Source organism: Burkholderia anthina, assembly GCF_902498995.1.
In the GTDB taxonomy this organism is placed as follows: domain Bacteria; phylum Pseudomonadota; class Gammaproteobacteria; order Burkholderiales; family Burkholderiaceae; genus Burkholderia; species Burkholderia anthina.
This window is the reverse complement of record NZ_CABVLY010000005.1, coordinates 169,320-182,634: the sequence shown is the minus strand read 5'-3', so window position 1 is coordinate 182,634 and position 13,315 is coordinate 169,320. Positions and strand designations below refer to the sequence as shown.

Below are 13,315 nucleotides of genomic sequence, written 5' to 3'. Positions count from 1 at the left end.
GGAGACAATTGTGAAAATCGTCTGTATCGGCGGGGGACCCGCTGGATTGTATTTTGGTCTGCTTATGAAATTGCAGGATCCGGACAACGAAGTCGTCGTGATCGAACGGAACCGTCCGTACGACACGTTCGGATGGGGTGTCGTTTTCTCGGATGCGACGCTGGACAATCTTCGCGAAGCCGATCCGGTATCCGCGCAGAAAATCGCCGACGAGTTCAGTCGCTGGGACGACATCGATATCCACGTCAAGGACCAGGTGGTCCGTAGCGGCGGGCACGGCTTCATCGGGATCGGCCGCAAGAAGCTCCTCAACATCCTGCAAGCCCGGTGCGAGGAGGTGGGCGTACGGCTGGTCTTCGAAACCGAGATCAAGGATGATCAAGCCGTCGCGAAGGAGTACGGCGCGGATCTCGTGATTGCGTCGGACGGGATCAACAGCCCGATCCGAACACGCTATGCGGACACGTATCGGCCCGACATCGACCAACGTCGCTGCCGCTTCGTCTGGCTCGGAACGAGCAAGATCTTCGACGCGTTCACGTTCATCTTCGTTCAGACCGAATACGGATGGTTTCAGGCACATGCATACCGTTTCGAGGAAGGCCGCTCGACGTTCATCGTCGAGACGACCGACGAGGCATGGCACGCGGCCGGCATCGACGAGATGTCCCAGGTAGAGGGGATTGCGTTCTGCGAACGGATTTTTGCACCGTGGCTGCAGGGAGAGCGGTTGATTTCGAATGCGTCGCACCTGCGCGGCTCGGCGATCTGGATTCGATTCCCGCGTGTGATCTGCGAAAAGTGGGTTCAGTGGAGCAAACCGGACGGCGAAGCAGGGCGTGACGTCCCGGTCGTGCTGATGGGCGATGCCGCGCATACCGCGCACTTTTCGATTGGCTCCGGCACGAAACTCGCGCTCGAAGACGCCATCGAATTGTGCAACACGCTGAAGGGCAGGTATGGCGATCTTCGCGAGGGGCTGGCGCACTATGAGGATGTGCGCGGCGTCGAAGTGCTGAAGATCCAGAACGCAGCGCGCAATTCGACGGAATGGTTCGAGAACGTGGCGCGCTACGCGGCGCTCGAGCCCGAGCAGTTCGCCTATTCGCTGCTTACCCGTTCGCAGCGCATTTCTCACGAAAACCTGCGGTTGCGCGATCCGGAGTGGCTTGCCCAATACGAGAACTGGCTCGCGGCGCGCGCGGGTGCACCGACCGCGCCAGGCAACCTGCCGCGCCCGCCGTTGCTTGCGCCGTATGCCGTGCGCGGGGTGACGCTGAAGAATCGTGTCGTCGTGTCGCCGACGCTGCTGTATATGAGCCGCGATGGCATCCCCGACGCGTTTCACATGGTTCACCTCGGCAGCCGCGCACTCGGCGGCGCGGGGCTGCTGTTCACGGAGGCCACCGCGGTGTCGGCGGACGGGCGCATGACGCCGGGATGCCCGGGCTTGTGGAATGACGGGCAGGTTCAGGCATGGAAGCGCATTACCGAATTCGTGCATGCGCACAGCGATGCGCGAATCGGTGTCCAGTTGAATCACGCGGGCCGGCGAGGCTCGACTCAACTGGGTTGGGAAGAGCCGGACCGTCCGCTCGTCGCAGGCAACTGGCCGCTCGTTTCCGCAAGCGCGCTTCCTTACTTGCCTGGCATATCGCACGTTCCGAGTGAGGCCAGCCGCGACGATCTGATTCGAATTCGGGATCAGTTCGCGGATGCGGCGCGCCGCGCCGCGGTGGCCGGCTTTGACTGGATCGAGATCCAGGCGGCTCATGGCTGTTTGCTGTCCAGCTTCATCTCGCCGCTGACGAATCGCCGCGACGACGAATATGGCGGCTCACTCGACAATCGCCTGCGCTTTCCGCTGGAAGTCCTGGCTGCGGTGCGCGACGCATGGCCGGCGGATCTGCCGATTTCCGTGCGCATTTCTAGCACCGATTGGGCGGAAGGCGGAACGACGGTCGACGAGGCCGTGGAAATCGCGAAGCGCCTGCATCTTGGCGGTGCGGATCTGATCGATGTGTCGTCGGGTGAAGTCACGCCGGATCAGAAGCCGGTGTATGGGCGGATGTATCAGACACCGATGGCCGATCGTATCCGCAACGAAGCCGGTGTGCCGACGATCGCGGTGGGTGCGATCACCGAGGCGGACCAGATCAACGGAATCGTCGCGTCCGGGCGCGCGGATCTCTGTGCGCTGTCGCGCGCCTACCTGGCGAACCCGGCCTGGCTGCTGCATGAATGTGCGAAGCAAGGATGGAGCAACGTTGACTGGCCGGCCGCCTATCTGACAGGCAAGGACCAGCTCGAGCGCAGTCATGCGCGCAACCGGACCTGATATCGGACGCCCATCCGATCGAGACAAGGAGATCATGTCGTGACAAAGACCGTATATGACCAGCATCGCGAACATACCGCCGGACGCGCCGACGTCGAGGACACGCCGGAGCTTGTCGCCTACTACCAGCAACTGGCCAGCATGAAAACGGGCGCGTTGTGGACCGTGGCCAACAAGATCGAGCCGTGGCAGCCGAAGTCGGAGTCGCTGCCGGTGCTCTGGCGCTACCGCGACTTGCGGGAACATGTGCTTCGCTCGGTGGAACTCGTGACGCCGGAAAAGGCGGGGCGACGTGTCATTTACCTCGATAACCCGGGACGCCAGGATGTCTCGGCGGCCGTGGGCTGGCTGTATTCGGGGCTGCAGGTGATGCATCCGGGCGAGATCGCGTCCGCGCACGCCCATTCTTCGTCCGCGCTTCGTTTCATCATGGAAGGCGCCGGCGCTTACACGATCGTCGACGGCCACAAGATGACCCTCGGAGCCAACGATTTCGTGCTGACACCGAACGGCACGTGGCACGAGCACGGCGTGGAGTCGGACGGGCTGCCTTGCATCTGGCAGGACGGTCTCGATATTCCGCTCGTCAATGCACTCGAAGCGGGCTTTTATGCCGTCCATCCGGACCTCCACCAGGCGATTACCTATCCCGTAGACGACTCCGTTGCCCTGTGGGGCGCACCCGGCTTGCGTCCCCAGGACGCTGGCTGGCGCAAACCCTACTCGCCGCTTTTCAAGTATCAGTGGGAGCCGACCTACGAGGCATTGCAGCGCTATGCGAAGGTCAGCGACGGGAGTCCGTTCGACGGGCTGCTGATGCACTACACCAATCCGGTGACTGGCGGTCATGTCATGTCGACGATCGGCGCGAGCATGCAGCTATTGCGTCCGGGATTCGTCGGTAAAGCACATCGACACACCGGCAGCTTTCTCTATCAGGTTGCCAAGGGCCAGGGGTACTCGATCATCAATGGACACCGGTTCGACTGGAACGAGCGCGATATTTTCTGCGTGCCGTCGTGGTCGTGGCACGAGCACGTCAATACCAGCACGACCGAAGACACGTGTCTGTTCTGCTTCAGCGATCTGCCGGTGATGGAGAAACTCGGACTGTATCGAGAGGAGGCGCTGGCCGAGAACGGCGGTCACCAACCGGTGAACTGAGCGGATATCACTGCGGCAACTCGCAACGACCTTACATCTTTCTGGAATCTGGATTATGAAACTCGTTACCTATCGTGCAAACGTGAATGCGGCATCCCGTCTCGGGGCCATCGTCGGCGATACCGTGATTGATCTGGCGCATTTTGGCGCACATGTCGGCCATGCGCTGCCGGACAACATGCTCGATTTCATCGACCTCGGGCCGCATGCCGTGACGTTGACGACTTCGCTGCTTGACGAATTCGAAGGCAATTGGCCGCTCGGCAGTGCCGCGCCGCTCGCGAACGTCAAGCTGCTCGCGCCGATTCCGCGCCCGCGGAAAAACATCTTCGGCATCGGTCTGAACTACGTCGAGCATGTCGCGGAATCGAGCCGCACGCTGGACACCTCCAAGGAATTGCCGAAGCAACCGGTCATCTTCAGCAAGCCGCCGACCACGGTGATCGGGCCGGACGATGCGATCGAGCATAACGAGGCCATTACGAAGCAACTCGACTGGGAAGTCGAACTCGCGGTGATTATCGGTACTCGCGCAAAGCGTGTCGATGAACGTGACGCGTTGGACTACGTGTTCGGCTACAGCCTGCTGATCGACATGAGCGCGCGCGATTGCCGTCGTGCGGGGCAGTGGATCTACTCGAAGGGGCAGGACACCTACGCGCCTTTCGGGCCGGTCATCGTCACGGCGGACGAAATTCCGGATCCGCACGTGCTCGATCTCGGCCTGACGGTCAACGGGGTGACCAAACAGAGCTCGAATACCCGCCACATGCTGTTCAAGGTGCCTGCGTTGATCGCGGACATCAGCGCAGGCATTACGCTGGAACCGGGCGACATCATCGCGACCGGCACGCCGGAAGGCGTGGGTGCAGGCCGCAATCCGCAGGAATGGGTCTGGCCTGGCGACATCATCGAAGCCCGTCTGGAGAAAATCGGCGAGCTGCGGCACCCGGTGGTGGCAGTCGGCGGTGTACCGCGGGCCCGCAAGGTTCAGGGCGAGTGAGTCGACGGAAGACGGAAATCGGAGGGATTCGAAAATGCTTGAACTTCCTAAATTCAAGGTCGCCGCGGTGCAAGCGGCACCGGTCTTTCTGGAAACGGACGCAACCGTTGCAAAAGTATGTCGGCTGATCGAGGAAGTGGCCGACAACGGCGCGCGCCTGGTGGCCTTTCCGGAGGTTTTCGTCGCGGGCTACCCTTACTGGAGCTGGATCATGAATCCGGTCGAGGGCAGTCCGTGGTTCGAGAAACTGGCACGCTCGGCGATCGAATTGCCGGGGCCCGAGATCGCGAAAATCGCGCAGACCGCGGCACGGCATCGCATCAACGTCGTGATTGGCGTCAACGAGCGCAACCGGTACGGCATCGGGACGCTGTACAACACGGTCGTGACCATTGGCGATGATGGCCGCATTCTCGGTCGTCATCGCAAGCTCGTACCCACCTGGGCCGAGAAGCTGACCTGGGCGCCGGGTGACGGCGCCGGGCTCCGCGTGCACGAGACAAGTATCGGCCCGCTCGGCGCGCTCGCATGCGGCGAGAACACGAACACGCTCGCACGTTTCGCGTTGCTGGCGCAAGGCGAACTCGTGCATGTCGCGAGCTACATTTCGCTACCGGTTGCACCGGCCGATTACGACATGGCCGAAGCGATCAAGGTCCGTTCCGCGGCGCATTGCTTCGAGGGCAAACTGTTCACGATCGTCTCGTGCTCGACGATTTCGGAGGAGATCATCGAAGCGATGGCTGCGTCTCATCCGCAGGCGCGCGAGATGCTGTCGCGCCGGAACAGCGCGTTCTCGGGCGTTCTCGGACCGGACGGTCGCGTGATCGGCGAGCCGCTCATCGACGACGAGGGCATCGTGTACGCGGATATCGATCTGTCACGCTGCATTCAACCGCGCCAGATGCACGACATTACCGGCCACTACAACCGGTTCGACGTATTTGACCTGCACGTCGATCGTCGTCCATTGCAGGCCGCGCGCTTCGACGATCTGCCGGCGACGGACCCGACCGCGGTTCCCGTTGAAACGGCAATCGAACTGAATCAGGAGACACAGTCTTGAGTAACAATCGACCATATCGCGTTGGCCAGATCGTGCCGTCGTCGAACACGACGATGGAAACGGAGATTCCTGCGATTCTGCGCGCACGCGAGGCATTTCAGCCGGAGCGGTTCACGTTCCATTCCAGCCGGATGCGGATGAAGCACGTGACCAAGGAGGAACTGGCCGCCATGGATGCGGACAGCGACCGCTGCGCGCTGGAACTGTCGGACGCGCAGGTCGATGTCCTGGGTTATGCCTGCCTCGTCGCGATCATGAGCATGGGGCATGGATACCACCGGGTATCGGAGCACCGCTTGCATGGACGTACCGTCGAGAACGGCGCGCCGGCACCGGTCGTGACGAGTGCCGGCGCCCTGGTGGACGGCCTGCACGCGATCGGTGCGAAGAAGGTTTCGATTCTTGCGCCGTACATGAAGCCGTTGACGCGACTGGTGATCGACTACATCGAGAGCGAGGGCATTGAAGTCGTCGACAGCATCTCGTTGGAGATTCCCGACAATCTGGAGGTCGGACGCCAGGATCCGCTGGCCCCCGCCGAAATCACGAAGCGGTTGAAGACGACGGGAGTCGACGCTGTCGTGGCATCGGCATGCGTGCAGATGCCGTCGCTGGGATCCATTCAGCTCATCGAGGACCGGGTCGGTCTGCCGGTCGTATCCTCATCGGTGGCAACCACGTTCATGATGCTGAAGCGCCTCCGGCTGAATACCGCCGTGCCGGGCTTCGGTTCGTTACTTTCGGGCAAGTTCTGATCGTGCGGGGCTGGGCCGGCGATCCCTCTTCGCCTTCGGAGAGCGAGGTAGAATCCTTGCTGTTTCTTGAAGACGAAGAGGCGGCAAGGGGAATGACGAAGACCAAAGCGTTTGTCGACAACTACTTGCCGGCCCTGTTGGGCCAGGCGTGGCACCTTGTCTCGACGGAGTTCCATGCCGTGGTGGAACGGCATGGCCTTTCCGTACTCGAATGGCGGGTGTTGTCCACGCTCGCGAGCAACGGTCCGATGACCATCTCGGCCTTGGCGCAAACGACGGTCAGCAAGCAGCCTACGGTAACGCGGCTGTTGCTGCGCCTCGAGGCGCAAGGGCACGTGGAGCGTTCGACCAGCCGTGACGACCGGCGATATACCCTCGTCAAGGTCACCCGCAATGGGCGGCGGCTCGTGACGGGTCTGATCGCTCAGGCCGAAGCGCATGAGCGCGCGTTGCTGAAGCCCTTCAGTGTGCAGAAGATCGATTCCCTCAAGGAAATCCTCCGCGAGCTGATCGACCGGCATCGTCCGCCGGTCTGATCCCTGTCGACACGCTCATTTAGGGCGATACATCGAAAATTTCCCGGCGGGAAGGACTTCGAAATAGTCCGCCGGCCCGCCGCCGCGCAAGATCGGTTGCGCGAGCGCGGTATCGTAGATGCCGTCGCGCAGCAACGCGCGATCGATATGAACGGCGACGACTTCTCCTATTACCATCCACGTGTCCAGAAGCCCGGAGTCGATGGACGAGAGTTGCTGCACGTGCGTGACCACACATTCGAGTGCGACCGGGCTTTCGGCCACGCGCGGGGCCGCCACGATCATTGATGGCGCAGGCGTGAGACCCGCCAGTTCGAATTCGTCGATATGCGGCAACGCTTCGATGCTCGTGTGATTGACTTTCTCCGCCAATTTGCGCGTAGCCAGGTTATAGACGAATTCCCCCATTGTTTCCGCATTTCTGACCGTGTCTTTCTTGCCGACACTCGAAAACGCCACCAGCGGCGGTCGATAGTTGAAGATATTGAAGAAGCTGTATGGCGCGAGATTCAGCTTGTCATGCGCGTCCTGAGTGGAGATCCAGCCGATCGGACGAGGCCCGAGAATGGCGGGAATGGGATCGTGCGGCAGGCCATGGCCGTCGGTCTGCCGATAACTATGAATGTTGTCCGGGATCATCGTCGTCATCGAAGCGTGGTTTTAGTGACTGAAACGAGATTACCGCCGGCAGTCGGTACCTGGAATCCCGCCCCCTCAATTTCTGGCGCTTGCCGGATGCCATACGCAGGAACCGGATAGTGTGGCTGGCTCGGCGAAGATCGGGAGCGAATGACTTGCCGACAATGCGAGCGGCGCGGACTTCGACCGTAGTTGCAGTAACCGGACGACGAATGCAGGAACCGGCTGCAGAAGCGGTCACGGCAACCCGTTAAGCATGGTGACTTGCGGTGAACCTTTTGAACGATCTGCAAGGGCGGATGTGCCGGCGGCGCCTCATCGAGCGAGGCCGGTGCAACGACTGCGACCGGACTTGTCCGTTGGTCCGGGCCGTCTCATGGAAACAATGGAATATATCGACCGAGGCAAGCTCATGAAAATCGGCAGGTTGAAGATGCGTACGCGCCTGACATTGGCGTTTGGTGCGCTGATGATGTTGTTTGTGACAGGAGGACTCGTATCCTTGAGCCAGCTCAGAGAAGCGAACGCCAGGATCAGCGAGCTCGTGGATGACGGAGACGTCAAGCTCGCGTTGGCTGAGAATCTGTCACGTCAGGTCTATATCGGCGTGGATTCCATAAAGACGGTATTGCTGGTGACGGATGGCGATGCGATAGAGGCGTTGGTCAAGCGCGGTTATGCGGCAAAACAGCAATTCATGCGCGATCGCGAAACGCTGCGCGTGCTGAATCGAGGTTCGGCCGAAGCGAGTAAGCTGGTCGACGCCATATTCGAGACGAACGACAAACGCACCGTCGCCGACTTCGACCAGTTCGTTACGCTCGCGAAGCAGGGGCAGCACGAAGCCGCGGGGCAGTGGCTGGTCAGCCGGGCGGCCCCATCCATGCAGGCACTGCAGGACACGATCTCGCGTTTCATCGAGTTCCAGCGCGCACGCAATGCTGAGCTGAAGTCGAGCAGCGCAGCAGACTTCGAGCGATCGAAGCTCGTGTTGGCGGCGGTTCTGATGATGTGCCTCATCGCCATCGCGGGGATCGGCGTTGTGTTGACGCGTAGTTTGCGGCGTGAGTTGGGCGTGGAGCCGTCGGAGGCCCGTGATGTTACAAGTGCGGTCGCGCAAGGCGATTTGTCGTGCCCGGTGCCGGTTCGAGGTGCGCCCGCCGGCAGCCTCATTGTCTCGATGGGCGAAATGCAGGCGGGCTTGCGGCGCGTGATTGAAAGCGTTCGCCACCATGCCGAAAGCGTGACCTTTACCAGTCGCGAGATCGCCCTGGGCAACAACGAATTATCGGCCCGCACCGAGGAGCAGGCTGCGTCTCTCGAAGAGACGGCCGCGAGCATGGCTCAACTCACGGAGACCGTGAAGCAGAATGCGGACAACGCACGGCAGGCCAATTCGCTCGCGCTCCACGCGTCCGGGCTGGCCGATTCGGGTAACGAGGCGGTAGCGGAAATGATCCGTATCATCAAGGAGATAAATAAGCAATCGGTGCAGATGTCGGAGATAACCAGCTTGATTGAAGGCGTCGCGTTTCAGACCAATCTCCTTGCGCTCAACGCGGCAGTAGAGGCAGCGCGAGCGGGTAGCCAAGGTCGCGGTTTCGCTGTCGTAGCGAGCGAAGTGCGCGGCCTGGCACAACGCGCTGCGACTGCCGCGAAGGAAATCAAGGCACTGATCCTGTCGTCCGTTGCGATGGTTCAGGACGGCGTAAAGCAGGCCGGCGATGTCGGGGGGACGATGAGCGATGTGGGCACGGCCATCAAGCGGGTGTCGGATATCGTCGGCGAAATATCCGCTGCGTCTGACGAGCAAAGCCGTGGTATCGAGCAAGTTCATCAGGCGGTCTCGCAACTGGACGAGGTAACGCAGCATAACGCGGCGCTCGTCGAGCAGGCGGCCGCAGCGGCGCAGTCGCTCGATGAGCAGGCGTCAAATCTGAAAGTGGCAGTGTCGGTCTTTCGACTCGAAGCAAGAGTCGATTGTTCGATCTGATCCCTCGTCTTCTCGATCTTCCTCCGGGTCGCATGCTCCGCCCTGAAGGGCGCTGCACGGGCCGGAACCGTCACCCAGGTGATCGCGAGGGCAACTTTGGACGCACGTTGCCGGGAATTTGCCCGGAGGTCGCTTTGCCGGCAAGGCATTGAGGCCAATATTGGATTGCAGCCGGACAAGTATGGGTAGGATCGTGGGTCGGAAGCCATCTACGATCGAGGGAGTCTTGCCTGGCGCGTCTCCGCGAGCGGTGGTTGGAGTTGGCTGCCTTCCGCCACAAGGCTTTCTTTCGGCTTGTGCCCGAGAAACGGCGCCTCAACCGACTCACCGCGTCGCGATCGCCACCGCCGCACCGGCCATCGCGGTCGCGCTCGTGCGGTTCGCGATCCGTTTCGCACGCGCCGACGTCAGAAAAGCCCGCGCGCGCACGGCGAGCAGCGACCAGAAGCAGTCGGCGAGAATCAGAACGGCGAGCATCGTGCCGACCAGCTCGGCCCATGCGAGCACGCCGACATGCGTCAGATCGACGATCGTCGGCAGCAGCGCCAGATAGAACAGCATGATCTTCGGGTTGCCGAGCGTGACCAGCGTGCCCGCGACGAACATGCGCCACGGCGACTGGCCGCGCGGCAGGTCGTCGGCCTGCGTGTCGGTCGGCGCGGTCCACATCTTCCACGCGAGGAACAGCAGGTACGCGACGCCGAGCAATTTCAGCACGAGCAGGCCCGTCTCGAACGTGCGCGCGAACGCGGACAGCCCGGCCACCGCCAGCGTGAGCCACAGCGCTTCGCCGATCCACATCGCGGCGAGGAACGGCAGCACGTCTCGCACGCCGTTCGTCAGCACGCGCGCGACGAGCGCGGCGACGCTCGGGCCGGGCGTGCCGGCGGTGACGAGCAGGGCGATGGCGAACACGGCGAGCGCGGACAGCGTCATGGCGAACCTCGTGGAAGGGGCGTTCGAAAGATATGAAGTTTCGATTATAGTGACGGCCGTTCCCGCCTGCCTACCTCTACCTCGTCGTGATGACAGCATCGATCCGGATTCGCCGCGCCACGCGCGAAGACGCGGCCGCCATGGCCGCAGTGGAAGTCGCCGCCGCACAGCGCTTTCGCGACATCGGCATGGCCGACATCGCCGACGGCGAGCCGACCGATGCGGCCGACGTGCTCGTGCGCATCGACGGCGGCCGCGCGTATGTCGCAACCGATGAAGCGGGCGTGTGCGTCGGCTTCGCGTTCTACCGGCTGCTCGATGCGCAGCGGCTGTATCTCGAGGAACTGGATGTCGCGCCGTCGCATGCCGGGCAGCGGATCGGCGCACGCCTGATCGAGCAGATCGTCGCGCGCGCGGCGCAGGACGGCATCGCGCAGATCGTGCTGTCGACGTTTCGCGACGCACCGTGGAATGCGCCGTACTACGCGCGCCTCGGCTTTCGCATCGTCGACGATGCATCGCTCGACGACACGCTGCGCGCGATCCGCGCGCACCACGTTGCCCGCGGGCTCGACGAGACGCAGCGCGTGTTCATGCGCGCGGACGTGCGCGCATGAACGGGGGGCCGGCCGTCAGGCCGCGTCGCTGAGCGCCGGGTAATCGGTGTAGCCCGTTTCGCCTTCCGCGTAGAACGTCTCCGGCACCGGCTTGTTCAGCGGTGCGTCGAGTTCGAGGCGGCGCGGCAGGTCGGGGTTCGCGATGAACAGCTTGCCCCACGCGATCGCGTCGGCGTTGCCGCTCGCGAGCGTTGCCTGCGCGGATTCCAGCGTGAACTGCTCGTTCGCGATCAGCGGGCCGCCGAACGCTTCCTTCAGACGCGGGCTCAGATGGTCGCCAGAATACGATTCGCGCGTGAAGATGAACGCGATCTTGCGGCGGCCGAGCTCGCGCGCGACATAACCGAACGTCGCGGCCGGATCGGAATCGCCCATCGTATGCGCGTCGCCGCGCGGTGCGAGGTGCACGCCGACACGGCCCGCGCCCCACACGTCGATGGCCGCGTCGACCACTTCGAGCAGCAGGCGCGCGCGATTTTCGATCGGGCCGCCGTATGCGTCGGTGCGGTGGTTGGTGCTGTCCTGCAGGAACTGGTCGAGCAGGTAGCCGTTCGCACCGTGGATCTCGACGCCGTCGAAGCCGGCCTGCTTTGCGTTCTCCGCGCCCTTGCGGTATGCGGCGACGATGCCCGGAATTTCATCGAGTTCGAGCGCGCGCGGCGTCACGAACGGACGCGGCGGGCGCACGAGGCTCACGTTGCCGCCCGCGGCGATCGCGCTCGGCGCGACCGGCAGGTCGCCGTCCAGGAACACCGGGTCGGAAATCCGGCCGACGTGCCAGAGCTGCAGCACGATGCGGCCGCCGGCCGCGTGCACGGCTTGCGTCACGCGCTTCCAGCCTTCGACCTGCTCGTCGGACCAGATGCCCGGCGTGTCCGCGTAGCCGACGCCCTGCGGCGTGACCGACGTCGCTTCGCTGATGATGAGGCCGGCCGACGCGCGTTCGGCGTAATAGCGGGCCATCAGGTCGTTCGGGACGCGCCCGGCGCTTGCGCGGGCACGGGTGAGCGGCGCCATCACGACGCGGTTCGGCAGGTTCAGGTCGCCGAGGGTAACGGGATCGAACAGGGTGGGCATGGCAGATAACCTCTTCACGAAAAACGGGAGAGCCGGTGCCGGGCACACGGCCGATACCCGTATGGCCGATTCGGCCGGTGGCTAGAGTTCGCGGCGCAGCGCGTCGTGAAATGCGTCGATGACGGCCTCGTTGCGCCGGAAGAACGCCCACTGCCCGATCCGCGTCGACGTCACGAGCCCCGCGCGCTGCAGCGTCGCGAGGTGCGCGGAGACGGTCGACTGCGACAGCCCGCAGCGCGCGTCGATCTGGCCCGCGCAGACGCCGTGGTCGTACGGCAGCGTCTGCGCCGGGAAATGCGCGTCGGGCGTTTTCAGCCAGACGAGGATTTCCCGGCGCACGGGGTTCGAGAGCGCTTTCAGGATCGCGTCGATGTCGAGTTCGGTCGGCATGGAAAGGGCGGGTGGTCGGGCGTTCGGTCAGGTGAGCCGGTGCTGGCGAGGTATCGTCGATGGTCGAATCATATATCGGAAATTTACGATATTCATGGAAGGCACTGACGCCAATGGGGTTGATAGGCGCTGCCTTATGGAAGGGAAGGCAGTATTTCGGGGCCGGATGGTTTCCGGAGCGCTTCCGGCATGCTCGCCCGTCACAGTCAATTTATCTTCCGACCGTAAGTAATCTTTCCGTTCAAATCGAATACGGCGTTCTGCCGTGCTGACCGCGCATGCCCGCCGGACAAGGGTTCGCGGGTTAGTTGAAGCTTGGCACGGGCTTTGCAGTACTAGAGCGCAAATGAACCGGAGGAGTCCGCCCGATGCCAGCGAAACGTGCGACGGTCTCGAAAGCGATGGAGACGCCGCAGCCACGCGAGCGTTGTCGCCGCGGCGCAGCGCCGTGCGATCCCGACGTGCTGTCCATGTCCGCCTTGATGGGCCTCGTGGAAGCCGCATGCGTCGACGCGATGTGCGACCGAGTGCGGAGCGATGAGTGGTCGATCGGCCGCATGACGCATTTCACGCATCTGGTGCCGACGCGATCGGACGTCCCGGTTTTCGTCACCGCGACGTTCCGGACGTTCGACGGCGAACGGTACTGGTTCGATGTCGTGGCGACCGATGCGGCCGGTCCGGTGGCGAGCGCGAGCCACGCGCGCTCGATCGTGGAGCGTTCCGCACTCGAGTTTCAGTGTGCAAGCCGTCGCGGCCGTGCCGGCGATATGGATTCGTCATGCTAAAGGAAACGAGAAC

The 13,315-nt window shown here is 63.0% G+C and carries 13 protein-coding genes; 9 read left to right on the top strand and 4 right to left on the bottom strand.

From position 1 onward, the window contains the following. Window positions 1-10 precede the first annotated feature (10 nt). From BME24068_RS09305 to BME24068_RS09280, 6 genes are all read left to right on the top strand, one after another. Window positions 11-2,338 carry a bifunctional salicylyl-CoA 5-hydroxylase/oxidoreductase gene (locus BME24068_RS09305; RefSeq protein ID WP_174925873.1) on the top strand — a complete coding sequence of 776 codons (2,328 nt, stop codon included), beginning with the start codon at window positions 11-13 and terminating at the stop codon, window positions 2,336-2,338. A 39-nt stretch (window positions 2,339-2,377) separates the two neighbouring features. Then, window positions 2,378-3,502 carry a cupin domain-containing protein gene (locus tag BME24068_RS09300; RefSeq protein ID WP_096501340.1) on the top strand — a complete coding sequence of 375 codons (1,125 nt, stop codon included), beginning with the start codon at window positions 2,378-2,380 and terminating at the stop codon, window positions 3,500-3,502. 55 nt (window positions 3,503-3,557) lie between these two features. Then, window positions 3,558-4,505 carry a fumarylacetoacetate hydrolase family protein gene (locus tag BME24068_RS09295; protein WP_174925872.1) on the top strand — a complete coding sequence of 316 codons (948 nt, stop codon included), beginning with the start codon at window positions 3,558-3,560 and terminating at the stop codon, window positions 4,503-4,505. Window positions 4,506-4,539: 34 nt separating this feature from the next. Then, window positions 4,540-5,571, top strand: a complete 1,032-nt coding sequence (locus tag BME24068_RS09290) for a carbon-nitrogen hydrolase family protein (RefSeq protein ID WP_174925941.1) — start codon at window positions 4,540-4,542, stop codon at window positions 5,569-5,571. Window positions 5,572-5,624: 53 nt separating this feature from the next. Beyond that, on the top strand, window positions 5,625-6,326 hold the full coding sequence (locus BME24068_RS09285; RefSeq protein WP_174925940.1) for a maleate cis-trans isomerase family protein: 702 nt from the start codon (window positions 5,625-5,627) through the stop codon (window positions 6,324-6,326). Window positions 6,327-6,418: 92 nt separating this feature from the next. Next, a complete protein-coding gene (locus BME24068_RS09280; protein WP_096501334.1) occupies window positions 6,419-6,862 on the top strand; it encodes a MarR family winged helix-turn-helix transcriptional regulator in 444 nt (147 codons plus the stop codon). A 15-nt stretch (window positions 6,863-6,877) separates the two neighbouring features. Here the strand turns inward: BME24068_RS09280 and BME24068_RS09275 are convergent, their stop codons facing one another. Then, a complete protein-coding gene (locus BME24068_RS09275; RefSeq protein WP_420887537.1) occupies window positions 6,878-7,510 on the bottom strand; it encodes a flavin reductase family protein in 633 nt (210 codons plus the stop codon). A 376-nt stretch (window positions 7,511-7,886) separates the two neighbouring features. On the opposite strand from BME24068_RS09275, the gene BME24068_RS09270 reads away from it, so the two are divergent. After that, entirely contained in the window at window positions 7,887-9,494 is a 1,608-nt protein-coding gene (locus BME24068_RS09270) for a methyl-accepting chemotaxis protein (RefSeq protein WP_162826187.1), read from the top strand. A gap of 324 nt (window positions 9,495-9,818) precedes the next feature. Here the strand turns inward: BME24068_RS09270 and BME24068_RS09265 are convergent, their stop codons facing one another. Further along, entirely contained in the window at window positions 9,819-10,430 is a 612-nt protein-coding gene (locus BME24068_RS09265; RefSeq protein WP_096501330.1) for a LysE family translocator, read from the bottom strand. A gap of 89 nt (window positions 10,431-10,519) precedes the next feature. On the opposite strand from BME24068_RS09265, the gene BME24068_RS09260 reads away from it, so the two are divergent. After that, window positions 10,520-11,047, top strand: a complete 528-nt coding sequence (locus tag BME24068_RS09260) for a GNAT family N-acetyltransferase (RefSeq protein ID WP_174925871.1) — start codon at window positions 10,520-10,522, stop codon at window positions 11,045-11,047. A gap of 15 nt (window positions 11,048-11,062) precedes the next feature. Here BME24068_RS09260 and BME24068_RS09255 read toward each other — a convergent pair whose 3' ends face one another. Together BME24068_RS09255 and BME24068_RS09250 are read right to left on the bottom strand one after the other, a co-directional pair. Further along, window positions 11,063-12,124 carry an alkene reductase gene (locus BME24068_RS09255; protein WP_096501326.1) on the bottom strand — a complete coding sequence of 354 codons (1,062 nt, stop codon included), beginning with the start codon at window positions 12,122-12,124 and terminating at the stop codon, window positions 11,063-11,065. Between the two features lie 81 nt (window positions 12,125-12,205). Beyond that, window positions 12,206-12,514, bottom strand: a complete 309-nt coding sequence (locus BME24068_RS09250; RefSeq protein ID WP_096501324.1) for an ArsR/SmtB family transcription factor — start codon at window positions 12,512-12,514, stop codon at window positions 12,206-12,208. 401 nt (window positions 12,515-12,915) lie between these two features. Here BME24068_RS09250 and BME24068_RS09245 point away from each other — a divergent pair, with 401 nt between their 5' ends. Then, window positions 12,916-13,302 (top strand): thioesterase family protein, encoded by a 387-nt coding sequence (locus tag BME24068_RS09245; protein WP_239007789.1) that lies wholly within the window; start codon window positions 12,916-12,918, stop codon window positions 13,300-13,302. Window positions 13,303-13,315 lie beyond the last annotated feature (13 nt).